The following is a 24,578-nucleotide window of genomic DNA, read 5'->3' on the forward strand; positions in this document are numbered from 1 at the left end:
GGGGGGCTTTGCCCCCCGCACCCCCCAAGGTATTTGCGCCAAGATGAAGGGGAAAGCGCGCCATGTCCTTCATCTTGGTCCAAATACCTGCTTTCCGGCCCCGGGCCGGGTCCGGCAGGCTGAATGACAGGACAGCGGGTATCGACTCCAAAAAGAACAAAACATGAACTAATCTGGCCGGCATGTTCGCCGAGCTCTGCATCACGTCCAACTTCAGCTTCCTCACCGGTGCCTCGCATCCGGAGGAGTACGTGGAACGTGCCGCCTTTCTCGGCATCGAGGCGATTGCCATATGCGACGAGAACTCCGTCGCGGGGATCGTGCGGGCCCACAGCGAGGCGAAGGAGATCGCTTACCAGATCCGCGAGCGGGAGGAGATCGTCGCCCGCGACGGGCTGATCGGTCCGCCCGCGCCGCCGGGGGTCCCAGCGCCGCCCCGGGCGCCGGTCGACACGGTGCCGCGGGTGATTCCCGGCGCGCGGCTGGTGTTCCGCGAGGGGATCGAGATGACGGTGCTGGTCACTTCCCGGCAGGGCTGGGCGGATCTCTGCCGGGTGATCTCCGTCGGGCGGCAGCGGGCCGAAAAGGGCCGTTGCGACCTTTCCCTGGCCGACCTGCCCGAGGACATGGGCGGGTGGGAGGCCATTCTCCATCCGCCACGCGTCCCCGTGGTGACGGGCGGCGCGGGCGGGTGGCAGTCACAAGCGGAACAGCTGTCGCGCCGCCTTGCCCGGGCTTCCTCCGCCCCCTCCGGCGGTATGGACGTGGCCGCCGCGCCGCATGGCCCGGTCGCCCCGCCGGACGGCGCAGCCCTGTCGCCCGGGGGCCTGCACCTCGCGCTGGCGCCCCGCTACGACGGGCAGGATGCCCGGCGGTTCGATGCGCTGGCCCGGCTGGCGGCGCGGCTGGGCATCGACACCGTCGCCACCGCACAGCCGATGATGCACCATGGCCGCCGCCGCCGCCTGGCCGACGTGCTGACCGCCATCCGCACCCGCCAGCGGGTCGACCGGCTGGGCCGTCACGCCCTGGCCAACGCGGAGCAGCGCCTGCGCTCCGGCGAGGAGATGCGCCGCCTGCTCGGCCCCCACGCCGATGCCGTCACCCGCGCGGCAGAGCTGGCGCGGCGCTGCACCTTCGACATCGCCTCCCTGCGCTACGAATACCCCTCCGAGATCACCGGGAGCGAGACCGCCAGCCAGCGGCTCTCCCGCCTCGCGCACGAGGGGCTGGCCTGGCGTTACCCGCAGGGCGCCCCCGACAAGGCCCGCGCCCAGCTCGACCACGAACTCGCCCTCATCGCGAAGCTGAAGTACGAGCCCTATTTCCTCACCGTCCGCGACATCGTGGCCTTCGCCCGCGAGCGCGGCATCCTCTGCCAGGGGCGCGGCTCGGCGGCCAATTCGATCACCTGCTACTGCCTCGGCGTGACCTCCGTCAGCCCCGAGATCGGCACCATGGTCTTCGAGCGATTCGTGTCGGAGGCCCGGGACGAGCCGCCCGACATCGACGTCGACTTCGAGCACGAGCGCCGCGAGGAGGTGATCCAGCACATCTACGAACGCTACGGCCGCCACCGCGCGGGCCTCTGCGCCACGGTCATCCATTACCGCGGCAAGCGCGCCATCCGCGAGGTCGGGCGCGCCATGGGCCTCAGCGAGGACACGCTGGGCGCGCTCTCCTCCCAGCTCTGGGGGTTCTTCTCCACCTCCGGGATGGAGGAGAAGCGGATGCGCGAGATCGGCCTCGATCCGACCGACCGCCGCCTGCAGCTGACGATGGAGCTGATCCACGAGATCATCGGCTTCCCGCGGCACCTCTCCCAGCACGTCGGCGGCTTCATCGTGACGGAGGGGCGGCTGGACGAACTGGTGCCGATCGAGAACGCCACGATGGAGGGGCGCACGGTGATCTGCTGGGACAAGGACGACATCGACGCGCTCGGCATCCTGAAGATCGACGTGCTCAGCCTCGGGATGCTGACCTGCATCCGCAAGGCCTTCGACCTGCTCAAGGCGCACCACGGCACCACGCATACGCTGGCCACCCTGCCGCCCGAGGACCCGGAGGTCTACGACATGCTCTGCAAGGCCGACAGCCTCGGCGTCTTCCAGGTGGAAAGCCGGGCGCAGATGAATTTCCTGCCCCGGATGCGGCCGCGCAACTTCTACGACCTCGTGATCGAGGTGGCGATCATCCGGCCCGGCCCGATACAGGGCGACATGGTCCACCCCTACATCCGCCGCCGCAACGGCGAGGAGCGGGTGAGCTTCCCCTCCGACGCGCTGGGGGAGGTGCTGGGCAAGACGCTGGGGGTGCCGCTGTTCCAGGAACAGGCGATGCAGATCGCGATCACCGGCGCGAACTTCACCCCGACAGAGGCCGACCGCCTGCGCCGGTCCCTCGCCACCTTCAAGAAGCACGGCTCGGTCAGCGAATTCCGCACGCGGTTCCTGAAGGGGATGCGCGACAACGGCTACGACGAGGAATTCGCCGAGCGCTGCTTCTCGCAGATCGAGGGGTTCGGGTCGTACGGCTTCCCCGAAAGCCACGCCGCCAGCTTCGCGCTGCTGGTCTATGCCTCGGCGTGGCTGAAGTGCCACCACCCCGCGGTCTTCGCCTGCGCGCTGCTGAACTCCCAGCCGATGGGCTTCTACGCCCCCGCCCAGATCGTGCGCGACGCCCGCGAACACGGCGTCACCGTGCGGCCCATCGACATCAACGCCAGCTACTGGGACAACGCGCTGGAACCCGACGGGCGCGGCGGGCTGGCGCTGCGGCTGGGCTTCCGCCAGATCAAGGGGCTGGGCGAGGACGACGCCCAGTGGATCGCCCGCGCCCGCGGCAACGGCTACCGCACCGTGCGCGACGTCTGGCGGCGGGCGGGGCTGTCGCCCAAGGTGCTGGGCCGCCTCGCGGAGGCCGACGCCTTTGCCAGCATCGGGCTCAACCGCCGCGAGGCGCTGTGGGAGGCCCAGGCGCTGCACCGCGGCCCCGACCTGCCGCTCTTCGCCCGCGACATGGAGGGCGAGGCGATCCGCGAGGTCATGGCCGACCTGCCCCGCATGACCGAGGGCGAGGAGGTGGTGGAGGATTACGTCGCCATGCGCCTGTCGCTGCGCGCGCATCCCGTGGCGTTGCTCAGGCACATCCTGACGCCGCCCGACGGGCGCCCGCCCGGCCCGATCACCGGCCCCCTTTCCGGCCCCATCACCGGCCCGGCCAAACCCGCTCCCGAACACTCCCGCGACGCGCGGGAACAACTGGCGGCGGCGCGCGGACGGCACCCGCGGGACCTGCCCTCTCCGGTCACGCGCACCTGGGAAAGCCGCAAGGGCCGCACCGAGGACCGCTAGCCCCGTTGACGCCACGGCCCCGGCGCGCTTGGCTGGGCGGGCCCCCGGCAAAGGACGGACCCACGTGACAGATGCCCTGAAGACATTCCTGACCGACCTCGACCTCGACATCCGCGCGCAGGGCGACTGGGGACAGGTGGCCGACTACATCCCGGAGCTCGGGCGCATCGACCCCGCGCAGTTCGGCATCGCCGTGGCGCTCCCGGGGGGCGGGATGGTCTCTGCCGGGCAGGCGCGCCAGCGGTTCTCCATCCAGTCGGTGTCGAAGGTCTTCTCGCTCGCCTGCGTGCTCGGGCGGATCGGCGAACAGATCTGGACGCGGGTCGGGCGCGAACCCTCCGGCCAGCGCTTCGACTCGATCCTCGCGCTCGAGCACGAGAACGGCCGCCCGCGCAATCCCTTCATCAACGCCGGCGCGCTGGTCACCACGGACGAGCTGCTGACCGGCCGCGCGCCGAAAGAGACGCTGGCCGAGATCCTGGGCTTCCTGCGCGCCGCCGCCGAGGACGACGACATCCACATCGACAAGGCCGTCGCCCGGTCCGAGGCCGCCACCGGACACCGCAACGCCGCCCTCGCGCACTACCTGAAATCCTGCGACAACCTGCGCAACCCGCCCGAGATCACGCTGGGCACCTACGTCCACCAGTGCGCGATCGAGATGACCTGCGAACAGCTCGCCCGCGCGGGCCGCGTCATCGCGCAGCTGCCCGGCGCGCCGCGGATGCTGACCCCGCTCAAGGCGCGGCGGATCAGCGCCCTGATGATGATGTGCGGCCACTACGACGGATCGGGCGACTTCGCCTTCCGCGTGGGCCTGCCCGCCAAGTCCGGCGTCGGCGGGGGCATCCTGCTGATCGCACCGGGCCAGGCCTCCATCGCGATCTGGTCGCCCGGCCTCGACGGCTACGGCAATTCGAGGATGGGCAGCCACGCCGCCGAACGGCTGGCGCACCACATGGGCTGGTCGGTCTTCGGCTGACCCTCGGCCCTCCGGGCGGCTGGCCTGTCTTCGGCAGGGCCGCCCGCCCCGCCGTTTCGCACAGCCCCGCAAGTTCACCTTGCGCGCAGAGCGAACCTTCCTGACACTGGGCGCGACATCGCACGGGACAGACCAATGATCGCCATCATCTTCGAAGTGACCCCCGCCGAGGGCAAGAAGGACGCCTACCTCGACATCGCCGCCTCGATGCGGCCGCTCGTCGAACAGGTCGAAGGCTTCATCTCGGTCGAACGCTTCCAGTCACTGACCAACCCCGAAAAGCTCCTGTCGATCAGCTTCTTCGAGGACGAGGCCGCGGTCGAACGCTGGCGCCAGCTGGAAAAGCACCGCGCCGCGCAATCCGCCGGGCGCAAGGGCATCTTTGCCGACTACCGCCTGCGCGTGGCGCATGTGCTGCGCGACTACGGCATGACCGAACGCGCCGAGGCGCCCGTGGACAGCAAGGCCGCGCACGACCACACGGCTGCGTGATCGCGCATGAAATGTGTGGCGGGCGGCAGGGAGCCGTGTGAACTGGAGATGCATTTTCGCATTTCAAAGGACTTTTCACATGACCACGTTTGACCGCCGTGCCGTGCTCCGCATCGGGGCCGGCCTCACCCTTCTACCCGTCTCCGCGCTGACTGCGAGCGCCGCCAGCCACAGCGGCGCCGCCGTCACCATGTCGGGCATGGCCTTCGCGCCCGCCGCCCTGACGGTCAAGGCCGGGACCACCGTCACCTTCATGAACGAGGACGGCGCCCCGCACACCGCCACCGGCGACGGCTGGGACACCGGCCGCCTGAACCGGGGCGACAGCAAGGACGTCACCTTCGACACCGCCGGCACCTTCGCCTACGTCTGCGCGATCCATCCCTCGATGAAGGGCACGATCACCGTCGAATGACGGGCCGGGCCCTGCGCCGAAAACGACACGGGGGGCGCGGCATATGCCGGCCCCCCGCTTTCCTTCGCCAATGAAGGCCCGTCAGACCCCGGCGGCCACCATCGCCTCGGCGAGGACCGGCACGGTCTTTGCGTTCAGGCCCGCCACGTTGATCCGCGAATCGCCGACCATGTAGACGCCGTGCGACTGGCGCATCGCCTCCACCTGCTCCGGCGTGGCGCCGAGCCGCGAGAACATGCCGCGGTGCTGCGCGATGAAGCCGAAGCGGTCCGACCCGGTCAGCCGCTGCAGTTCGGCGGCCAGCTGTTCGCGCAGGCCCAGGACGCCCTCGCGGATCTCGCGCACTTCCTCTTCCCAGTCGGCCCGCAGCGCCGGATCGTCCAGCACCATCGTCACCAGCCGCGCCCCGTGGTCCGGCGGGAACGAGAAGTTCTGCCGGTTGAGGTGGTTCAGCATCCCCTGGTTGGCCTTCTGCCGCACAGGGTCCTGCGCAACGGCCATCAACAGGCCGGTGCGTTCGCGGTACACCCCGAAGTTCTTGGAGCACGAGGCCGCCACCAGCACCTCGGGCATCTGCGACACGACCATGCGCAGACCGGCCGCGTCCTCGTCCAGACCGTCACCGAAGCCCTGGTAGGCGATGTCGATCATCGGGGTCGCGCCGTTCTTCAGCAGCAGGTCGATGACCTCCTGCCACTGGGTCGCGTTCAGGTTCGCGCCGGTCGGGTTGTGGCAGCAGCCATGCAGCAGCACCACGTCGCCCACCCGTGCATCGGCGAGGTCTTCCATCATGCCGGCGAAATCCACCGCCCGGGTCTCGGAATCGAAATACCGGTAGGGCTGCATGTGCATCTCGAGATGCTTCAGCATGGTGATGTGGTTCGGCCAGGACGGATCGCTGACGAACACACGCGCCTCGCGGTCCGCCATGCGGATCATGTCGAAGCCCTGACGCACCGCGCCCGTGCCGCCCGGCGTCGCCGCCGCCGCCACGCAGTTGCGCGGCACCGCGTCGCCCATCAGCAGGCCGAACATCGCGTCGGCAAAGCCCACGTCACCGGCCAGCCCGGTGTAGGACTTCGTGGTCTCGGTCTCCCAAAGCTGCTTCTCGGCGGTCTTGATCGCGCGCATGATCGGCGTGCGGCCCTCGGCGTCCTTGTAGACACCGACGCCCAGGTCGATCTTCTGCTCGCGCGGGTCCTCGCGGAACGCCTGCATCAGCATCAGGATCTTGTCTGCGGGTTGCTCTTTCAGCAGTTCGAACATCACTTCTCTCCGGTCGCGACGGGCAGCGTCGGAAAGGCACCCCATTCCGCCCACGACCCGTCATAAAGCGCATGGTCGCTCTTCCCGAGCACCTCCAGCGCAAGGTTCACAATCGCCGCCGTCACGCCCGATCCGCAGGAGGTGATGACCGGCTTCGACAGGTCGACGCCTGCCGCCTCGAACACCGCGCGCAGCGCGTCGGGGTCCTTCATCGTGCCGTCGGACGTCAGCAGGGTGGCATAATGCACGTTCTTCGAGCCCGGAATATGGCCGGACCGCAGACCGGCGCGCGGCTCTGCCGCCTCGCCGCGGAAACGGGCCGGGCCGCGGGCATCGACGATCTCGTGGTCCTTCAGCTTTGCCGCCGCGCTGACCTGCGTCACGTCGCGCACCAGATGGGCCTGGCGGCGCACCGTCATGTGGCGGTCGCGGATCACCGGCGGCAGGTCCTCGACCTCGCGGCCCTCGGCCTGCCACTTCGGGAAACCGCCGTCCAGCACAGCGATGTCGTCCTTGCCCATCAGCTTGAACAGCCACCAGACCCGCGCCGCGGAAAACAGCCCGGCGCCGTCGTAGACCACCACCTGGTGCCCGTCGCCAACGCCCATGGCCCGCATCCGCGACATGAACTTCTCCGGCTCCGGCGCCATGTGCGGCAGCTCCGAACGCGCATCCGAAACCTCGTCGATGTCGAAGTAGCGCGCGCCGGGGATATGCGCGGCGGCGTATTCGGCCTTACCGTCGCGGCCCATGTCCGGCAGATACCAGCTGGCGTCGAGGACCCTCAGGTCGGGATCGTTCAGATGCCGGGCCAGCCATTCCGTCGACACCAGCACTTTCGGATCGTCCATGGCTTGCGCGCCTCCTCGCCCCGCCGTTTTCGTCCACACGTGCTTAGGCAAGCCCGCGACGTCATGCAAGCGGCTGGGCGCCGCGGCGCGCATTACTTCTGGTTTTCCTTCTTCGCGGCATTGCGCACCGCCCCCGCAACGGCCACCAGCACCGCGCCCCCGGCCAGTCCGCCGGAACTCTGGCCCAGCACCATCGCAAGATCCACGCCGCCGCTGTCCTCCGGCGCGCCGATGCGGTTCAGGACAGAGCTGCCCAGCGCACCGCCGAGCAATCCGAACCATCCGTCCGGCCATCGCCCGAAACTGAGATGCCCGGCCCTGAGGCCAAGCAGAATCCCACCCAGAACCCCCGCAAACAAACCGATCAAGAGCGCCATACGATCCATCCTGACACGTTATGTTCAGGTTTACGTAAAGCGATCCCATGTCAGTTTAAGGAAAAAGCACAAAAGTTGACGCTTGGTCATCCGGCGTCAGGTCAGCCCTGCTTCAGCAGCCGCTGCTTCTGGCGGTTCCAGTCGCGTTTCGCCTCGGTCTCGCGCTTGTCGACGGTCTTCTTGCCCTTTGCGATGCCGATCTTGATCTTCGCGATACCCTTGTGGTTGAAATACAGGACCAGCGGCACAAGCGTCATGCCCTTGCGCTGGGTCTCGTTCCACAGGCGCGCCAGTTCCCGCTTCGACGCCAAGAGCTTGCGCCGCCGCCGCTCCTCGTGCCCGAACATCGCGCGCTCGTAGGGCGCGATGTAGGAGTTCACCAGCCACAGTTCGCCCTCCTCCACCGCGGCATAGCTCTCCGCGATGTTGGAGGTGTTCTCGCGCAGCGACTTCACCTCCGAGCCGGTCAGCATGATGCCGCACTCGAGGTCGTCCTCGATGGCATAATCGTACCGCGCCCGCCGGTTCTCGGCGATCACCTTGTAGTTCGGACTCTGGTCGGGTTTCTTGGCCATGGGCGTTGTAGATAGGCGTCCGCGGCGCCGCTGTCCAGTTGCGTGATGCGCGCCTCGCCATGGCCTCTCTGCCCCGGGCTGGCCGGTGCGCCCATGCGCCGTGGTACGGTCCCTGTCACGGCGTCCCGCGCCAGACCATCGGGCAGGAAAATCCGCGTCGTTAACCACACATCGCCGTGATCCGGGGCAAAAGGTTACCAACCGGCCGGTTCGGCACCCCGAAACGGCCGGTTCGTCGGTAACGGAACTTCATCTTGGTGAAGATCGGGTGAAATCCTTGCGGAACGCCCCCGCCGGGGCCCCAGATGTGGGAAGCGCGCGCTCCGTCAACCCGGGCGCGCGCTGCATGAACCTTAACGGATCTTCACACCCGACTCGGGGCCCTCAGCTCCCCCGGTAGGTCGAGAAGGCGAAGGGCGAGATCAGCAGCGGGACGTGGTAATGCGTGTCCTCCGACATGCCGAAACGGATCGGCACCTCGTCCAGAAACAGCGGTTCCGCCCCTGCCTGCCCGGTGGCGCGCAGATAGGCACCGGCTTCGAAAACCAGTTCGTAGGTGCCGGTGCGGAAATCCTCCTTGGGCAGGATGTGACTGTCGGTGCGCCCGTCGTCATTGGTCACGACACGGCAGATCTCGTGGCGCTCCTTGCCCTCGATACGATATAGGGTGATCGCGACGCCCTTGGCGGGCAGCCCGCGCGCCGTGTCCAGAACGTGGGTTGTCAGGAACCCTTCGGCCATATCTCGGGCCCTCCTCTTGCAAATCCCGCCGGTTTGGCGCTTCTGAGGGGGACTGCAAGACATTCCGAAGGTCCCGTCAAGATGACCCGCTACACCCGAGACATGATCGGTTACGGCCCCGACCGCCCCGACGCCCGCTGGCCGGGCGGTGCGAAGATCGCCGTGCAATTCGTCCTGAACTACGAAGAAGGCGGCGAAAACAACGTCTTGCATGGAGACGGAGGGTCCGAAGGCTTCCTCTCCGACATCCCCGGCGCGCAGCCCTGGCCGGGCATGCGGCACTGGAACATGGAGTCGATCTACGAATACGGAGCGCGCGCCGGCTTCTGGCGGCTGCACCGGCTTTTTACCCAGCGAAATCTGCCGCTTACCATCTACGGCGTGGCCTCTGCCCTCGCCCGCTCGCCCGAGCAGGTGGAGGCGATGAAGGACGCCGGATGGGAGATCGCCTCGCACGGGCTGAAGTGGATCGAACACCGCGACATGCCCCCCGAGGAAGAGCGCGCCCAGATCGCCGAGGCCATCCGCCTGCACACCGAAGTCACCGGCGAGGCGCCGCAGGGCTGGTACACCGGGCGCTGCTCCATGAACACCGTCGAGCTTGTCGCGGAGACCGGGCAATTCGCCTATATTTCAGACACCTACGATGACGATCTGCCCTACTGGAAACAGGTCCACGGGCGCGATCAGCTGATCATTCCCTACACGCTCGAAGCCAATGACATGCGGTTCGCGGGCGCGCCGGGCTGGGTCACCGGCCACGATTTCGAGGAATACCTGACCGACGCCTTCAACGTGCTGCGCGCCGAGGGCCACGCCGGCAAGCCCGCGATGATGAGCATCGGCCTGCACTGCCGCCTGATCGGGCGCCCGGGCAAGATCGCCGGTCTGATGCGCTTCCTCGACCACATCCAGCAGTTCGACGACGTTTGGGTCCCCCGCCGCATCGACATCGCGCGCCACTGGGCCGAGACCCATCCGCCGGTCCACCGTCCGCGCCCATCACAGATGGACCGCGCGACCTTCGTCGGCACCTTCGGTGGAATTTACGAGCATTCCCCGTGGGTTGCCGAACGCGCCTTCGACATGGAGCTGGGGGCCGCCCACGACCGTCCGGCGGGCCTGGCGAACGCGCTGGCCCGGGCCTTCCGCCGCGCCACGCCCGAGGAACGCCTGCAGGTGCTGCGCGCCCACCCCGACCTTGCGGGCAAGCTGGCACAGGCCCGCCGCCTGACCGCCGAAAGCTCGGAGGAGCAGGCCTCGGCCGGGCTCGACGCGCTGACCGACGAAGAGCGCAGCACCTTCGAGGCGCTGAACACCGCGTATACGGAAAAACAAGGGTTTCCGTTCATCATCGCGGTCAAGGACAACAGCAAGCAAAGCATCCTCGCCGCCTTCCAGCGCCGCATCGACAACACTCATGAACAGGAGTTTGACGAAGCGTGCCGCCAGGTCGAACGCATTGCCCGCCTCCGGCTGGAGAGCCTGATTTGACCACCTACGCCTTCCCTCCCGGCGGGTTGCCGGGGCAGAACATCAACCCGCAGGGCACCGCCGTCTTCACCGAAGCCTACGCGGTGATCCCCGCCGTCACGCAACGCGACATCACCACCAGCTTCCTGCCGGACTGGCTTCTGGCGAAGGTCTGGATCCTTGCCCGCCCGCTGACCGGCTTCGCCGAAACCTTCGCGCAGTATGCCGTGGAACTGGCGCCCGGCGGCGGCTCTGCCGATCCCGAACCCGACAGGGAGGCGCAGGCCGCGATCTTCGTCGCCTTCGGGACGCTGCGCATCTCCATCGGAGGGGCGCGGGAGGACCTGCAACCGGGTCACTTCGCCTACATTCCCGCAGGCGCGCATTGGGAGATCTGGAACACCTCGGACGCACCGGCGGGCTTCCACTGGATCCGCAAGCGCCACCAGAACGTGCCGAGTCTCAACCCGCTGACCCCCTTCGTCGTCCACGAGACGGAGATCAGCAAGGCGGCGATGCCCGATGCCGTGGGCGTGTGGGAAACGCAGCGCTTCTTCGATCCTTTCGACCTGCGCTACGACTTCCACGTCAACATCGTGAACTTCTGTCCCGGCGGGCGCATTCCCTTTGCCGAGACCCACGTGATGGAACACGGGCTTTACGTCCTTCAGGGCACCGCCCGCTACCTGCTGAACCGCGACTGGGTGGAGGTCGGGCCGGGCGATTTCATGTGGCTGCGCGCCTTCTGCCCGCAGGCCTGCGTCGCCACCGGGAAGGAGCCGTTCCGCTACCTGCTCTACAAGGACGTGAACCGCCACGTCAGCCTCACCCTGCCCGGAGCCCGGCCATGACCCTGCCGACCATCCACGCACACCCGCTGACCTCTCAGGCCTTCGCCCCTTTCGGCGACGTGCTGGAGGCGCAGGGCGCGCCGGACAAGGTCATCAATCAGGGCAAATGCGGCCGCTTCCACGACCGCGCCGCGCTGGACTTCGGCCCCGGGGGACGGGCGGGCGTCTCGGTCTTCGACGCCGAACCGCGCACCCTGCCCTACAAACTGGAGATGGTGGAACGTCACCCGGAAGGTTCGCAGGCCTTCCTGCCGATGCACAGCCATCCCTGGCTGGTGATCGTGGCAGAGGCCGGGGATGTGCCGGGACCGATCCACGCCTTCCTCGCCTCTGCCGGGCAGGGCGTGAACTTTCACCGCGGCACGTGGCATGGCGTCCTGACGCCGCTGCACGCGCCCGGCCTCTTCGCCGTGGTGGACCGCATCGGCGAGACGCCGAACCTTCAGGAACACTGGCTGGACCAGCCCGTCCTGATTGCTCCCGCCCCCATGTAACACCACGCGAAAAGGGCCCCGCCAAGGGCCCTTTTCCAGGGGGTGCGACCTGCGCGCCCCATGCCCCCCGGGACAGGATGGGGGGACTGCCCGACAACGGAGCCTCGCGGTCGAGAGGGGATCGCGCCCCGCGCGAAGCTCCGGCCATTCAGGATCAGTGACGGTGGTGGCGGCGGTCCCAGTACTGGCGACCACCGTTGCGTTGCTGGTAATAACGGTGATGGCGGCTCGGCCCACGGTCGTAGCGGCCGTCGCGATGTCCGCGATCGTAGCGCGGCGAGCGGTCGGTCTGGATGTAGGCGCGCGGCTTGTGGCCCTTGTTGTTCTGCTTGGCCAACTCGTTGAGGAGGAGCAGCGTCGCCGCCGTTCCGAACAGCACTTTGGCGCCGTCGTTGTTGCGCGCGGCAGCGGGGGTGGCGGTGGAGAGGGCGGCGATCAGCGCACCGACGGCGACGATGGAGGTCACGAATTTCAGACGCATTGGAAAATTCCTTTCTTCGCATGGCAAGGTGGGTGTGGCGCCCCCGGGGCGGGGAAACCTCGTACAGCCACGCTGCCCGCCCCCTGCCGGGCCGCGCAATAACGCCGCGCCGCTATCGGATAACCGCCCGCCCAGACCCTTGTGGTTATTGAATTTCCCCGGGACCGGGCGCAGGGTGACAGGCATGAAACGCATCCTCGCCCCGGCCCTTGCGGCCATAGCCCTCCTCACGCCCGCTCTGGCCTCTGCCGCCTGTTCGGTGGAATACAAGGCAAAGCAGGACGACCCCCTGCGGCTTGACCATGGTACGATCGTCATTGACGCCTGCGAGTCTGACGCGCAGGTCGAACGCGAGGTCCGCACCCGGCTTGCCGCACAGGGGTGGATCCTGCTCAAGATCCTTGGAACCACCTCCGGATAAAGCCACGATGCCGCCTCTTGCCGTCTCCGTTTCCGAAAGCCTGCGTTCCGGCAGCCGCCTCGTCTCACTCGGCATCGCGGCCATCGTCGCGATCCTGGCCGTGACGGGGGCGCTGCTGATCCTCACCCTGCCCGACGCCAACGCCTTCAACGCGCGGGTGGAGCGGATCTTCGTCGAGAACGACGCACTGACCGGCGAGGGCGAGATCAAGCTGCTGGAGATCCTGGCACAGTCGGGCACGGCCTTTTCCGACGTGCTGGCCAGCTACCGCACGATCATCTTCGTCCTCTTGATCTTCGCCACGGCGCTTCTGGTGGCGGCGCTCGTGTTCCTCGTGATGCTGGTCACGCTCAACCGCCGCATGGCCCAGATCGAACGGTCGGGGATCGAGGTCTCGTCGCTCATCATCTCGCGCGAGGAGCGGACGGTCTACCTCAACACCATGGGCTTCAAGCTGACCGACGCGATGATGGAGACGCTCGCTGTCCTGGCGGAGGCGCGGCTCGACGACGAGATGCTGACCGGCGCGCAGATCGAGGCGGTGATCTCCGGCAAGTCGGAGGCCGACTGCGAGGAAGCCGCCGGCGCCACCCGCATCAAGCGGCTGCGCGACGGGCTGGGCAACCAGATCGTGTCGGAACTGCTGGTCAAGAACATCGCACGCCGCGGTTACGTCCTCGCCATCGACAAGGGCGTGATCGAGATGGTCTGACCGGGCGCAACCCGATGTAGGGCGGGGCTTTGCGCCGCCCCCTTCGGGACAGTCAGAACAGCACGGCCTCGTCGGCCACCACCCCCAGCGTCTGCCGCGTCACCGCGCCGTCCTTAGCCTCTCCGCGCAGCACCCGCAGCGCGCGGCGGTGATCGGCCTTCACCTTCACGACCGCCATGTTCCGCGCCGCACTGTCGCGCAGGAACCCTTTCCAGCGTTTCTCGGACAGGGCGAAGGAACGGTTCAAGCGCGCCGCGCCCCAGCCGTTCTCGTAGACCCGCTTGCCCAGAAGCACCGCCTGGAAGGTGTTGTGATCGAAGAGGTTCGCCCGGCCGATATCCATCTCCACCGGCAGTTGCCGCTGCCAGAGGTCCAGCCAGCCCTCCAGCCGGTCCGAGATCTTCAGCCCGCGCGCATCGCGCCAGTAGTCCGTGTCCGTCCGGTTGCCGAGCCGGTAGTGCAGGCAGATGAAATCGCGCACCTCGTTGTACATCTCGTCAGCGCAGCGGTTGTAGGCGGCGCGCGTCGATTCCTCGTAATCCTGGCTGGGGAAGTACTGCAGCAGCCAGCGGATCCCCATGTCGATCATGTGGATCGCGGTCGATTCCAGCGGCTCGATAAAGCCGCCGGACAGACCGAGCGCGATGCAGTTCTTCACCCAGGCCCGCCGCATCCGCCCGATGCGCATGGGGATCACCCGCGGCTCCGACCCCTTCGGCGCGCGGTCGCCCAGGTGCGCCAGGAACTCGTCCCGTGCGGCATCGTCGGTCCGGTGCGCACTGGAATAGACATAGCCCGTCCCGATCCGGTGGTAGAGCGGCACGGCCCAGCTCCACCCGGCGCCAAGCGCGGTGGAGGACGTGGCCGCGGGCAGCCTTTCCGGATCCGGATGCGGGATCGGCAGCGCCATGGCCCGGTCGTTGGCGAGGTAATCGGAGTAGTTCTCGAACGGTTCCCCCAGCGCCTCGCGGATCACCAGCCCCTTGAAGCCGGTGCAGTCGATGACAAGCTGCACGGGCCGCCGCCCCGTTTCCCGCAGCTTCAGCGCCGCGACATGGCCCGTGTCATCCAGTTCGACCCCGTCCACGTCGTCCAGCACATGCTCCACCCCGCGCGCCACGCCGACCTCCGCCAGCATCTTCGCAAAGGCGCCCGCGTCGAGGTGATAGGCGTAGCCCGCCCGGGGCATCGGGTCGTTCGCCGCGTTGAAGGACAGCGGGCCCTTGCCCGCGTCGAGCAGGTCCATCAGCGGCGAAAACGACTGGATGTAATCCCGCCGGCCCGCGCCGAACGCCTGGAAGTAATGCCCGACCTCGACCCCATCGATCTTCGGCGGCGGCGCGAAGGGGTTCATGTAGTCGAAGGGCCGCCCCTTGTGATCGACGTTCCAGCCGCGGAACATCACGCCCATCTTGAAGGACGTGTTGCAGCACCGGAAGAACTCCTGGTCGTCGATCCCCATCTCGCGCAGCGTCACCGGCATGTGCGGCACCGTCGCCTCGCCCACGCCGACGGTCGGCACGTTGGGCGATTCGATCAGCGTGATCGCGATCTTCGGAGCGCACTTGCTGCGCAGGTAGGTTGCTGCCAGCCAACCGGCCGTGCCGCCCCCGACAACAGTGATCGATGTGACCGGCTCCGCCATGCTGTGCATCCCGCAGATGTTATGTGGAGCGACAGAATACAGCCGCCGGGGCCCCGCGCCAGCACGAGGGGGCACATCCGCAGCGCGCGTATCCCAAAGGCCACAAGACCTGATGCCGGGACCCGCGCCGCGCCCGTAGCCGATCACCCCTGTCGAAGGCCGTCCGGCAGCGGCAGCGTATCCGGCGCGGGGAGGCCCGCCAGTTTCAGCATGTGCCACGCAAGCACCTGGTTGGAGGCGAGTACCGGCAGACCCAGTTCCGCCGTCAACGGCCCCAGGAGGTCGGCCGTACGCAGGTTCGTGCAGGACAGGAAAAGCCCGTCGATGCCGCCGCCCCGCGCCACCTCGCGCGCCGCCGCCGCGATCGAGGCAGGCGCAATCCGCGCCACCCGCGCCTCCTCCTCTTCGCCGAAGGACAAGGTCCGCGTCACCGCCACGCCGCCCACGTCGAAGGCGGCGCATAGCGGCTCCGACACGTCCGCCACGTAGGGTGAGACCACGCCGATCCGCTTCAGCCCCAGCGCATGCATGGCCGCCAGCCCCGCCGTCAGCGGGTCGGTCACCGCGGCGGTCGTGGCGCCAGCCGCGACCTGTCCGTGCACCTCCTCCGCCCCCAACAGCGCCGTGCCGGAGGTGCAGGCATAGGCGATCACGTCGAAGTGCGCCGCGGGGGGCAGAAGCTGCGCCGCGGCGGTCAGCCCCACCTTCATGCCTGCGATGCTGCCCGGTGTCAGCGTGTCGCCGGATCGCAGCCGCGTGACGTGCAGCTTGGCCCCCGTCGCGGGCAGGTAGCAGCGCAGATCGGCCTCCACCGTCTCATCCACGTGCAGCGAGATCAGGCCCAGCACACCGCGCGGCGGCTCGTCCAGATCGTAGGGAAAGCCCCTCATGTCAGCACCGGCAGCTCTTCGGGCGCGCGAGGTGACAGCAGCTCCGGCCCGTCCGCGCGCAGCACGATGTTCTCCTCGTGCACCAGCATCCGACCCGGCGCGACCCATGCGCCCGGTTCCAGCGTCAGGACCATGTCTTCGCGCAATGGGGTGTCGTCCAGCGGCGTGAACGAAGGCCACTCCGTCAGCGTCACGCCCAGTCCGTGACCCAGACGCCCACCGCCCGGTGCCACCCCGCGCGCCGTCAGCCCGTCCGACAGGATCCGGTGCGCGTCGCTTGCCAGCATCCCCGGCCGCAGCCGGTCCAGCGCATCCTCCGTCGCCTGCCACAGCGCCTCATGCACCCGCCGCACTGCATCGGAGGGCGCGCCCACCGCATAATTCCTGTCGAAATCGCAGAAGTAGCCGTCACGCACCGCGCCCGTGTCCAGCATCAGCACGTCGCCCTGCACCATCGGCTCGGGCCCGGCAGGCGAGATCACGTCGGCATACCCGTCCGGCCCCGCCGCGCCCGCGACATAGCTCACCCAGTCGGCGCCCTCCTCCAGCAGCAGCCGCTGGAAGTCGCGGAACACCGCGTCGAGCGGCCGCCCCTGTCCGGAAATCTCCGGCACCCGGTCGAAGGCGCGTCCGGCAATGGCACAACTGGCACGGATCTTCTCGACCTCCGCCGCGCTCTTGACCTCCCGCACCCGCTGCACGACCTCCGTCCCGTCGACGAAGCGGCGCGGTGCGATGGCCGCCGACACCCGCGCGTAATCCGTGAGCGGCATCCGCAGGTGCGTTTCCAGCCCCATGGGCACGCCGATCCGTCCGGTTTCCGGCAGGAGGTCACACAGGGTCGCCGTCAAAAGCGAAACCCCGTCGTCTCCGGGACAGGGCGCGTCCCACGTCCGGATGTCCTCCATCCACGTGCGCGCCATCAGGTCCGCCCCGATGGAGGGGATCACCGCCACCGGATTGCCATCCGCGGGCACCACGACGAACCATGGCCGCGCCGGGCTCTCCCAGAAGCGGGTCAGGAAACCGGTGACATAGAAGATGTCCGCCTCAGCGGTCAGCAGCAGCGCGTCGATCCCCTGCGCGGCCATCGCCGTCTGCAAACGCGCAACGCGGCCCCGGTACTCCGCCGCGTCGAAGACCAGCGACCTGTCAGCCATCCTCCGGCCCTTCGCTGAGGATGGTCAGCACGCGCGCATCGGGTCCCAGGTCCAGCCCCGCGATCAGCGCCGCCAGCCCCGCACCGCCCGACGGCGTCGTCGCCAGGCCGAGGTCCGCCAGCACCGTGACTCCGGCATCCGCCTCCTCCTCGGTGATCGTCACGAAAGCGTCCGCATCGCGCGACAACCCGGCCAGCGCAATCATCGACGGTGTCTTGCAGTCGAGCCGCCCCATGGCAGAGACAGGCCCGTTCGCGGTGACCAATTTGCCTGCCCGGATGCTCTCCGTCAGGGCCGGGGCATAGGCCGGTTCCACGACGATGATCTGCGGTCCGTCGCCCCAGGCGTTGCGCGCATGGGCCGCCACGGCCGCCGCCAACCCGCCCACACCGGCCTGCAAGAGGATATGGGTCGGCGGCTCCGGCATCTGCGCCACGGCCTCCGCCGCAAGCTGGAGGTAGCCTTCCATGACCCGCAGCGGCAGCCCGGTGTAGCCTTCCCACGAACTGTCCGACAGCAGCGTCCAGCCCTTTTCCGCCGCGCTCTGCTCTGCCGCCATCATGCTGGCCTCGTAATCGATCCCGGCGCGCAGGACCTCGGCGCCGCGGTCACGCAGCCGTTCGGCAAAGGCCTCCGGCACGGTCTCGGCCAGCACGATCACCGCCCGCGCCCCGAACACCCTTGCACCGGCCGCGACAGAGAGACCATGATTCCCCGCGCTCGCCGCCACGTAGGTCCGGCCCATCAGCGCCTTCTGCAGATCCTCGGAGCCCGCGGTCACCGCCTCCCGCGCGATGGCATGGGCTGCCCCCAGCGCCTTGAAGCTGCCCAGCCCCATGCGCCCCCGCTCATCCTTGACCCAGACCCGCGCCACTCCGACACGGGCGGCCAGCTCGGTCACGTCGTGCAAGGGCGTCTCCGCATGCCGGGGACAGGAGGTCAGAAGCTGCGCAACACCGGCGGCATCGGCCAGCGGCAGGACATCCGCCGGGCCGAACCCGCTGCCGCGCCACGGGTTTGTCAGAACTTCAGGCAAAGGCAGGTCCCTTCCACGGTGACTTGCCCCCGATCATGGGCACCCCGCGCCAACAGCGCAACCGCAGCGATGGACAATGGCGAGTTCCTGACTTCAGCAAATCCGGCATACGGACCTTTCGGAGATGCCGGGTTCCGCTGCGATCTTCCGCTAGCTCAGGCCTTCCTTCAGGAGCTCCTGTGCACGCCCTGAGAGGCGCCGGGCGTTAGGCTGACGACCCTTGTATCGTCCGGCAGACCTGACCTTCCGGATGCCCTCACGCTGCCTCTCAAGCATCATTTTCCGTTCGAACTGGGCCACTGACCCAAGGACATTCAGCATGAGCTTCCCGGTGGCTGTGGTGGTGTCCAGTCCGAGGCTCAATATGCCGAACCCATCGCGGCTTACCCGAAGCCCAACAGACCAAGCCTACCGCATCGCCGCTCAGAAGATCCGCATTTGACGTGACAATCGCTTCCAGTCGCCCATGCGGCGGGCCAGATCGGTGCCCGACCCGCTGGCGGTGGCATGGATCAGAAGGCTTGTCGCGGCGGTGATGCCAAGTGTCGATTCGAGGAACAGCCCGGTCTTCGACGGCGTGTTGATCACCGCGTCGGTCACATCGTGCGCCCAGTGGCAATATTCGTCCGTTACCACTACCACGTCGCGGCCCTGATCGCGGGCAATGCGTGCCAGCGTCTCGCATTCGGAAGCATAGGGGATCACGTCGATGATCAGCAAACAGCTGCCCCCCTCAGGCAGCGGATCGAGCCATTCCGAAAGCATGCTGTCATGCCCCGACAGGAACCGCACCCGCGGCCGCGCCAGCGCCAAGCGGCGGGCAACGTCCTCGGCCAGCCCACGCACGGTCTGAAAGCCCGTCACGTGCACCTCGGCCGACTGGCGCAGATACCGCTCCGCCGCCGCGAATCCGGGGCTGTCGATCTTTCCGTAAACCGTGCTGACGGCCAGCAGTTCGGCATCCCTCTGGGCCTGCCAGTCGCTTGACAGTTCTGTGTCCCGAGGCAGGCTCTCGCCGATGATAGAGTAGCGGTGCCGCAGCATCGCCTTGAACTCCTTGAGCCCCGCGCAGCCGAAGCGGCGCAGCATCCGGCCCACGGTGATCTCGGCCACTCCGGCCTTCTGCGCGATCCCCTTGCCCGACTCGAAAGAGATCGATGCACGGTTAAGCAGAAAATACTGCGCCACCTTCGCCTCTTGCTTGGGCAGATCAGACAGGCCGGCCTCCATCTTGCTCATTAGTTCATCAATTGAGGCCTCGGCATACGAGGAAAAGCCGTTGGGCATGAGCATTCTCCACATGACAGAAAAATAACATTTGACGGAAATGACAGTAGCCAACCATTTTTCGACTGCAACAAGAATACTGCGAAAACTGCACAGGGAGCCTGAACATGAAACCGATCCACCTTGCCACGACTGCGCTGATACTGTCCCCGATGGCGGCGATGGCACAGGAGACTCTGTCGCTTTACAATTGGGGCGACTACATCAACCCGGCAGTGCTCGAAGCATTTACCGAGGAGACCGGCATCGAGGTGACGCTCGACACCTACGGCTCCAACGAGGAGATGCTGGCCAAGATCCAGGCCGGTGCAACGGGCTACGACATCGTTTTTCCGTCGGTGCATATGCACGACATCATGTTCCAGCTCGGGCTGCTGGCGAAGACCGACATCGGCGAAGCCCCCGGTTTCGAGAACATCGACCCGCAGTTTGTCCGCGCCGAGACCGATCCCGACGCGGAATACTGCCTGCCCTACGCTTGGGGCAACGTCGGCATCGTCTACAACAAGGAATTGGCCGGCGACATCAAAGGCTGGGAAGACTTCTTTGCCCTCGGTGCCGAAGGCAAGAAAATCACCCTGCTTGACGATCTGCGCGAAACCATCGGCATCGGCCTCATCATGACAGGCAATTCGGTCAACGCGACCGAACCGGACAAGATTGCCGGCGCCGCTGACTACATCATCGACAACATCGAGGGCGTTACCGCGTTCACTTATGACAGCGTGCCGCAGGTCATCTCCGGCGATGTAGCGGCGGCGCATTGGTATGTCGGCGCCAACATCTTTGTCGCCGAGAACCCCGATACCATCGACTACATCATCCCCGAGGAAGGCGCGACGCTCTATCAGGAAGACATGTGTCTGCTCGCCTCGGCACCGAACCCCGAGAACGCGAAAAAATTCATGGAGTTTTACCTGCGTCCGGAGATCGCCGCAATGAACGTGGAGCAGCAGATGAACGGCACGCCGAACATGCCCGCGCAAGAGCTCATCCCCGCCGAGATCGGTGCGAACGAGACGATCTATCCCCCGCAGGACGTGTTGGAAAAGCTGGAAATCTTCAAGGATCTCGGTCGCGATCTGCAACTCTACAATGCCGAGTGGACGCGGATCAAAACCTCCCAGTGACCCATTGTCCGGCGGGCAACGCCCGCCGGCGAACCTGATTGGACGACCATGCCCTCTGCCCTAGACATCATCGACGCCCGCAAGGCGTTCCGTACTCCGGAAGGCAGCACGCTGACCGCTCTCGACGGAATTTCACTGCGGCTTGCAAGCTCCGAGTTCGTCACGCTGCTCGGCCCCTCGGGCTGCGGCAAGACCACGCTACTGCGCACCATCAATGGCTTCGAGAGCCTCGACGCCGGCGATGTCGTGATCGACGGACAGGCGGTCACGCAGAAACCTGCGCACCGCCGGCCCGTGAACACCGTGTTTCAGCGCTATGCGCTCTTCGGCCATATGAGCGTCGGGCGCAACGTCGGCTACGCGCTCGAGATCGCCGGGAAGGACAAGCGCGAGATCCGGACCCGGGTCGGCGAGATGCTCGACCTCGTGGGTCTATCGGGACTGGACAAGCGGAGCATCTCGCAGCTGTCCGGCGGCCAGCAACAACGCGTCGCGCTGGCCCGGGCGTTGGCGGCAAAGCCGAAGCTGCTGCTGCTCGACGAGCCGCTTTCGGCGCTCGACAAGAACCTGCGCCAGAAGATGCAGCAGGAGCTGAAGGCGCTGCAGCGTGAACTGGGCATCGGCTTCATCTTCGTGACCCATGATCAGGAGGAAGCGCTGACCATGTCCGACCGCATTGCGGTTCTTGCGCATGGCCGCATTCAGCAGATCGGTGCACCGACCGAGCTTTACCAGCGCCCGGCGAACCTTTTCACCGCCGATTTCGTCGGCGAAAGCAATCTTTTGCCTGTACGATGTGACGGGCGGACCGCGCAACTTGCCGACGGCCAGACCTTCTCCGCTTCCAGCCCCCCGGGTTCGGCCACATTGCTGCTGCGTCCTGAGGCGCTGTCGCTGACCGCCCCCGCCGGGCCATCGCTTAGCCTGACCGGCACCCTGCGCGAGACCTTCTACACCGGCACCGACCATCAGGTAGTGCTGCACGCCCCCGCCTTCGGCGAGATCCGCGCCCTGCTGCGTACCGGCCAGAGCCTGCCCGCACCTGGCGCGCAGATGACGCTTTACGCCGCCGCCGAGGGTCTGCACATCATCGACGAGGTCGCACCATGACCCTCGCACGACGCAAACTGATGCAGCTCATTGGCCTGCTGGGTCTGCCGACGCTGTTCCTGCTCGTCTTCTTCATGTGTCCGCTGCTGATCATGCTGATTTACAGTTTCCTGACCCCCGGTCTTTACGGTGGGGTCGACTGGACCTTCAGCCATCTCAATTTCGGGCGCATTCTCGGCTGGGCTGACACCCGCTACGACCGCTTCGACCCGGTGTACATCGCGATCTTCCTGCGCTCGCTGAAACTCGCGGCGCTGACCGTGCTGGCGAGCCTTGTCATCAGCTATCCCGCCGCCTTCTGGATCAGCCGGATGCGCCCGGGTCTGCGCGATTTCGCGATCTTCCTCGTCACCCTGCCCTTCTTCGTCAGCCTCATCGTGCGGCTCTTTGCATGGGTGCTGATCCTGAGACCCACCGGATTCCTGAACCAGGGGCTGATGGGTGCAGGACTGACGTCCGAGCCGGTCGAGTTTCTCTATACCGATTTCGCGGTGATCCTCGGCATGACCTACGTCTTTATCCCCTTCATGTTCCTCCCGCTCTACGGCTCCATCGAAAAGCTCGACATGGCGCAGATCGAGGCGTCGGCAGATCTTGGGGCCACGCGGCTTCAAACCTTCTTCAAGGTGGTCTTGCCCGCGACCCTGCCCGGCATCGTGGGCGGATCGATCATCACCTTCATCCCGGCGCTCGGCAATTTCATCGTGCCTTCCGTGCTGGGCGGAGCAAAGGTGTTGATGATCGGCAACCTGATCGAGCAGCAGTTCCTGTCGGCCCGCAACTGGCCCTTCGGCTCGGCACTGGCGATGATGGTGATGGCGGCGGTGCTCTGCCTGCTGGTCGTCCAGCTGCGCCTGGCCCGCAACGGGGAGGCCGCACAATGAGCCTGCGCCGACTGCTCTCCCTCTACGGGATGTTGTTCTTTGCCTTCGTCTACGCACCGATCCTGCTGGTGGTGATCTACTCGTTCAATGCCAACACCGTGAACATGCTCATCTGGGACGGCTTCACCCTCGACTGGTATCGCCAGATCTTCGGGATGGAGACCACCGTCACCGATAGCGCCAGCTACATCGACAGCACCGCACAGCTCTACGCGTCGGTGAAGACCAGCCTCATCGTCGCGCTCTCGACCTCGGCGCTTTCGACGGTGTTCGGCACGGCGCTTGCCCTCGGCGTGGCGCGCTACCGCTTTCGGCTGGCGCGGTTCTACCGCACGCTGATGATGGTGCCGATGATTATGCCGGACATCGTGCTGGGCATTGCGCTGCTGATCTTCTTCATCACCATCGGCATGAACCTGTCGATGATGACGATCATCATCGGGCAGTCCACCTTCCTCATCTCCTATGTCTTCGTCACCGTCTCGGCCCGGCTCGCGGCATTCGACACCTCGGTCGAGGAAGCCTCGGCGGACCTCGGCGCCACCCCGGCGCAGACCTTCCGCAAGGTGACGCTGCCGGGCATCGCTCCCGGCATCCTCGGGGGGTGGCTGCTGGCCTTCATCATCTCGATGGATGATCTGGTGATCACCTATTTCATCGCCGGCACCGGCAACACCACGCTGCCGATCCACATCTGGGGGATGCTCCGCCGCGGCATCAAGCCAGAGATCAACGCCATTGCCACGCTGATGCTGCTGTTCACGCTCGCGATCGCGGCGGCGGGCCTCTACTTCCGATCGAGACGCCAGAAATGACCTGCAAGACCAAACCCCGCGCCCGCGCGCTGGGAGTGCCGCTGCCCGGAACGCCCGGGCCGCTCAACGCCATCACCGACGTGCCGGGGATCGAAGTCGGCGCGGCAGAGCTGCTCTCGTCGCGCGATCCAAGCTTGGCGACACGGGGCATTCAGGTGCAGACCGGCGTCACCGCGATCCTGCCGCGCGGACGCGATGCCGAGCCCAAACCCGTCTGGGCCGGGCAGTTCAGCCTCAACGGCAACGGCGAGATGACCGGGGCGCACTGGGTGCGTGACGGCGGCTGGCTGGCCGGGCCGATCTTGATCTCGAATTCCCATGCCATCGGGCCATGCCACACAGCGGCAGTCCGCTGGATGATCGAGACTTACGGCGCAACCTGGGAAGCGAACCACATCTGGGCAATGCCCGTCGTGGCCGAGACCTACGACGGCGTTCTGAACGACATCAACGGGCTGCACGTCACCGAAGCTCTCGCGCGGCAGGCCATAGACGCCGCCGCCACCGGCCCTGTGCGCGAGGGCAACTCGGGCGGCGGCGCGGGCATGATCTGCTACGAGTTCAAGGGCGGCACCGGCACGTCCTCGCGCCGGCTCGACATCGACGGCGCGGGTTTCACGGTCGGCGCGCTGGTCCAGGCGAACCACGGGATGCGCCCGTGGCTGACCGTTGCCGGCCATCGGATCGGCCCCGAGATGCCTGAAGACCGCATTCCCGGCATGATCACCGAACGCGGGTCGATCATCGTCGTGCTGGCGACCGACCTGCCGCTGTCTCCAGGGCAGCTAGAGCGGCTGTCGCGCCGGGCTGCCATCGGGATCGGGCGCGCTGGCACACCTGGAGGCAACAACTCGGGCGACATATTTCTCGCCTTCTCGACGGCCAACGAGATGCCCTTGCCGCAGCTTTCCGGCGCGTGGCGGCAGATGACCACGCTCAACGACGAGCGGCTCGACCCGGTCTACATGGCAGCGGTCGAGGCAGTGGACGAGGCCGTCCTCAATGCGCTCTGCGCCGCGGAAGACGTTCCCCTCGCCCGCCCTGCGAAGGGCATTTGCCGCGCCATCGATACCGCGCGGATGATGAAACTGATGCGCCAGCCCGCCTGACCCCGGGCCCGGCGCGCCGGTGGGT

At 67.1% G+C, this 24,578-nt stretch carries 27 protein-coding genes; 14 read left to right on the forward strand and 13 right to left on the reverse strand.

Going from position 1 to position 24,578, the window contains the following annotated elements:
* Positions 1-211, reverse strand: a 211-nt coding sequence (locus ACU0DV_RS23035) for a hypothetical protein (protein WP_446273609.1), incomplete at its 3' end; no start/stop codon positions are given.
* Here ACU0DV_RS23035 and ACU0DV_RS23040 point away from each other — a divergent pair.
* From ACU0DV_RS23040 to ACU0DV_RS23055, 4 genes are all read left to right on the forward strand, one after another.
* Positions 183-3,356: an error-prone DNA polymerase gene (locus ACU0DV_RS23040; protein WP_446240999.1), complete on the forward strand. Its 3,174-nt coding sequence runs from the start codon at positions 183-185 to the stop codon at positions 3,354-3,356. The genes ACU0DV_RS23035 and ACU0DV_RS23040 overlap by 29 nt on opposite strands.
* A gap of 64 nt (positions 3,357-3,420) precedes the next feature.
* Positions 3,421-4,338, forward strand: coding sequence for a glutaminase (locus tag ACU0DV_RS23045; RefSeq protein WP_283982166.1), 918 nt, complete (start codon positions 3,421-3,423; stop codon positions 4,336-4,338).
* A gap of 135 nt (positions 4,339-4,473) precedes the next feature.
* A complete protein-coding gene (locus tag ACU0DV_RS23050; RefSeq protein ID WP_100928094.1) occupies positions 4,474-4,830 on the forward strand; it encodes an antibiotic biosynthesis monooxygenase family protein in 357 nt (118 codons plus the stop codon).
* A 79-nt stretch (positions 4,831-4,909) separates the two neighbouring features.
* Positions 4,910-5,245: a cupredoxin domain-containing protein gene (locus ACU0DV_RS23055; protein WP_283982165.1), complete on the forward strand. Its 336-nt coding sequence runs from the start codon at positions 4,910-4,912 to the stop codon at positions 5,243-5,245.
* Between the two features lie 81 nt (positions 5,246-5,326).
* On the opposite strand, the gene ACU0DV_RS23060 is transcribed toward ACU0DV_RS23055, so the two are convergent.
* The 5 genes from ACU0DV_RS23060 to uraH form a co-directional block, all read right to left on the reverse strand.
* Complete coding sequence (locus ACU0DV_RS23060; protein WP_370312159.1) at positions 5,327-6,511, reverse strand: amino acid aminotransferase; 1,185 nt, start codon at positions 6,509-6,511, stop codon at positions 5,327-5,329.
* Positions 6,511-7,362, reverse strand: a complete 852-nt coding sequence (gene sseA / locus ACU0DV_RS23065; RefSeq protein ID WP_100928097.1) for a 3-mercaptopyruvate sulfurtransferase — start codon at positions 7,360-7,362, stop codon at positions 6,511-6,513. Before sseA ends, ACU0DV_RS23060 begins: the two co-directional genes overlap by 1 nt.
* Positions 7,363-7,454: 92 nt before the next feature.
* Entirely contained in the window at positions 7,455-7,739 is a 285-nt protein-coding gene (locus ACU0DV_RS23070) for a hypothetical protein (RefSeq protein WP_100928098.1), read from the reverse strand.
* A gap of 101 nt (positions 7,740-7,840) precedes the next feature.
* Positions 7,841-8,314: an SsrA-binding protein SmpB gene (smpB, locus tag ACU0DV_RS23075; RefSeq protein WP_100928099.1), complete on the reverse strand. Its 474-nt coding sequence runs from the start codon at positions 8,312-8,314 to the stop codon at positions 7,841-7,843.
* A 384-nt stretch (positions 8,315-8,698) separates the two neighbouring features.
* On the reverse strand, positions 8,699-9,055 hold the full coding sequence (gene uraH, locus ACU0DV_RS23080; RefSeq protein WP_100928100.1) for a hydroxyisourate hydrolase: 357 nt from the start codon (positions 9,053-9,055) through the stop codon (positions 8,699-8,701).
* Between the two features lie 81 nt (positions 9,056-9,136).
* Between uraH and puuE the strand changes: the two genes are divergently transcribed.
* The 3 genes from puuE to ACU0DV_RS23095 are packed head-to-tail and all read left to right on the forward strand — an operon-like array spanning position 9,137 to position 11,873.
* Positions 9,137-10,549 (forward strand): allantoinase PuuE, encoded by a 1,413-nt coding sequence (gene puuE / locus ACU0DV_RS23085; protein WP_446241000.1) that lies wholly within the window; start codon positions 9,137-9,139, stop codon positions 10,547-10,549.
* On the forward strand, positions 10,546-11,379 hold the full coding sequence (locus ACU0DV_RS23090) for a bifunctional allantoicase/(S)-ureidoglycine aminohydrolase (protein ID WP_283982162.1): 834 nt from the start codon (positions 10,546-10,548) through the stop codon (positions 11,377-11,379). Before puuE ends, ACU0DV_RS23090 begins: the two co-directional genes overlap by 4 nt.
* Positions 11,376-11,873 (forward strand): ureidoglycolate lyase, encoded by a 498-nt coding sequence (locus ACU0DV_RS23095; RefSeq protein ID WP_446241001.1) that lies wholly within the window; start codon positions 11,376-11,378, stop codon positions 11,871-11,873. The genes ACU0DV_RS23090 and ACU0DV_RS23095 overlap by 4 nt, the downstream gene beginning before the upstream one ends.
* 154 nt (positions 11,874-12,027) lie before the next feature.
* Here the strand turns inward: ACU0DV_RS23095 and ACU0DV_RS23100 are convergent, their stop codons facing one another.
* A complete protein-coding gene (locus ACU0DV_RS23100) occupies positions 12,028-12,354 on the reverse strand; it encodes a hypothetical protein (RefSeq protein WP_446241002.1) in 327 nt (108 codons plus the stop codon).
* Between the two features lie 184 nt (positions 12,355-12,538).
* Between ACU0DV_RS23100 and ACU0DV_RS23105 the strand changes: the two genes are divergently transcribed.
* Both ACU0DV_RS23105 and ACU0DV_RS23110 read left to right on the forward strand, forming a co-directional pair.
* Positions 12,539-12,775, forward strand: a complete 237-nt coding sequence (locus ACU0DV_RS23105) for a hypothetical protein (RefSeq protein WP_100928105.1) — start codon at positions 12,539-12,541, stop codon at positions 12,773-12,775.
* 7 nt (positions 12,776-12,782) lie between these two features.
* Positions 12,783-13,487 (forward strand): hypothetical protein, encoded by a 705-nt coding sequence (locus ACU0DV_RS23110; protein WP_446241003.1) that lies wholly within the window; start codon positions 12,783-12,785, stop codon positions 13,485-13,487.
* A gap of 52 nt (positions 13,488-13,539) precedes the next feature.
* Here the strand turns inward: ACU0DV_RS23110 and ACU0DV_RS23115 are convergent, their stop codons facing one another.
* From ACU0DV_RS23115 to ACU0DV_RS23140, 6 genes are all read right to left on the reverse strand, one after another.
* Positions 13,540-15,132: a tryptophan halogenase family protein gene (locus tag ACU0DV_RS23115; RefSeq protein ID WP_446241004.1), complete on the reverse strand. Its 1,593-nt coding sequence runs from the start codon at positions 15,130-15,132 to the stop codon at positions 13,540-13,542.
* 143 nt (positions 15,133-15,275) lie between these two features.
* Positions 15,276-16,022, reverse strand: a complete 747-nt coding sequence (locus ACU0DV_RS23120) for a maleate cis-trans isomerase family protein (protein ID WP_446241005.1) — start codon at positions 16,020-16,022, stop codon at positions 15,276-15,278.
* Positions 16,019-17,182: a M24 family metallopeptidase gene (locus ACU0DV_RS23125; protein WP_446241006.1), complete on the reverse strand. Its 1,164-nt coding sequence runs from the start codon at positions 17,180-17,182 to the stop codon at positions 16,019-16,021. The genes ACU0DV_RS23120 and ACU0DV_RS23125 overlap by 4 nt, the downstream gene beginning before the upstream one ends.
* Entirely contained in the window at positions 17,175-18,218 is a 1,044-nt protein-coding gene (locus ACU0DV_RS23130; protein ID WP_446241007.1) for a pyridoxal-phosphate dependent enzyme, read from the reverse strand. The genes ACU0DV_RS23125 and ACU0DV_RS23130 overlap by 8 nt, the downstream gene beginning before the upstream one ends.
* Positions 18,219-18,368: 150 nt before the next feature.
* The gene (locus ACU0DV_RS23135; protein WP_446241008.1) at positions 18,369-18,581 is read right to left on the reverse strand and encodes a recombinase family protein; all 213 of its coding nucleotides are present in this window, start codon (positions 18,579-18,581) and stop codon (positions 18,369-18,371) included.
* A gap of 60 nt (positions 18,582-18,641) precedes the next feature.
* Complete coding sequence (locus ACU0DV_RS23140) at positions 18,642-19,505, reverse strand: MurR/RpiR family transcriptional regulator (protein WP_370312148.1); 864 nt, start codon at positions 19,503-19,505, stop codon at positions 18,642-18,644.
* Between the two features lie 107 nt (positions 19,506-19,612).
* Between ACU0DV_RS23140 and ACU0DV_RS23145 the strand changes: the two genes are divergently transcribed.
* Genes ACU0DV_RS23145 through ACU0DV_RS23165 form a run of 5 tightly spaced genes read left to right on the forward strand, consistent with a single transcriptional unit; the run spans position 19,613 to position 24,553 of the window.
* A complete protein-coding gene (locus tag ACU0DV_RS23145; RefSeq protein WP_370316283.1) occupies positions 19,613-20,635 on the forward strand; it encodes an ABC transporter substrate-binding protein in 1,023 nt (340 codons plus the stop codon).
* Between the two features lie 48 nt (positions 20,636-20,683).
* Positions 20,684-21,745 (forward strand): ABC transporter ATP-binding protein, encoded by a 1,062-nt coding sequence (locus tag ACU0DV_RS23150; RefSeq protein ID WP_446241009.1) that lies wholly within the window; start codon positions 20,684-20,686, stop codon positions 21,743-21,745.
* Positions 21,742-22,629: an ABC transporter permease gene (locus ACU0DV_RS23155; RefSeq protein ID WP_446241010.1), complete on the forward strand. Its 888-nt coding sequence runs from the start codon at positions 21,742-21,744 to the stop codon at positions 22,627-22,629. The genes ACU0DV_RS23150 and ACU0DV_RS23155 overlap by 4 nt, the downstream gene beginning before the upstream one ends.
* Positions 22,626-23,444, forward strand: coding sequence for an ABC transporter permease (locus ACU0DV_RS23160; protein ID WP_446241011.1), 819 nt, complete (start codon positions 22,626-22,628; stop codon positions 23,442-23,444). Before ACU0DV_RS23155 ends, ACU0DV_RS23160 begins: the two co-directional genes overlap by 4 nt.
* The gene (locus ACU0DV_RS23165; RefSeq protein ID WP_446241012.1) at positions 23,441-24,553 is read left to right on the forward strand and encodes a DmpA family aminopeptidase; all 1,113 of its coding nucleotides are present in this window, start codon (positions 23,441-23,443) and stop codon (positions 24,551-24,553) included. Before ACU0DV_RS23160 ends, ACU0DV_RS23165 begins: the two co-directional genes overlap by 4 nt.
* Positions 24,554-24,578: the final 25 nt, after the last annotated feature.

The organism is Sagittula sp., assembly GCF_052825245.1.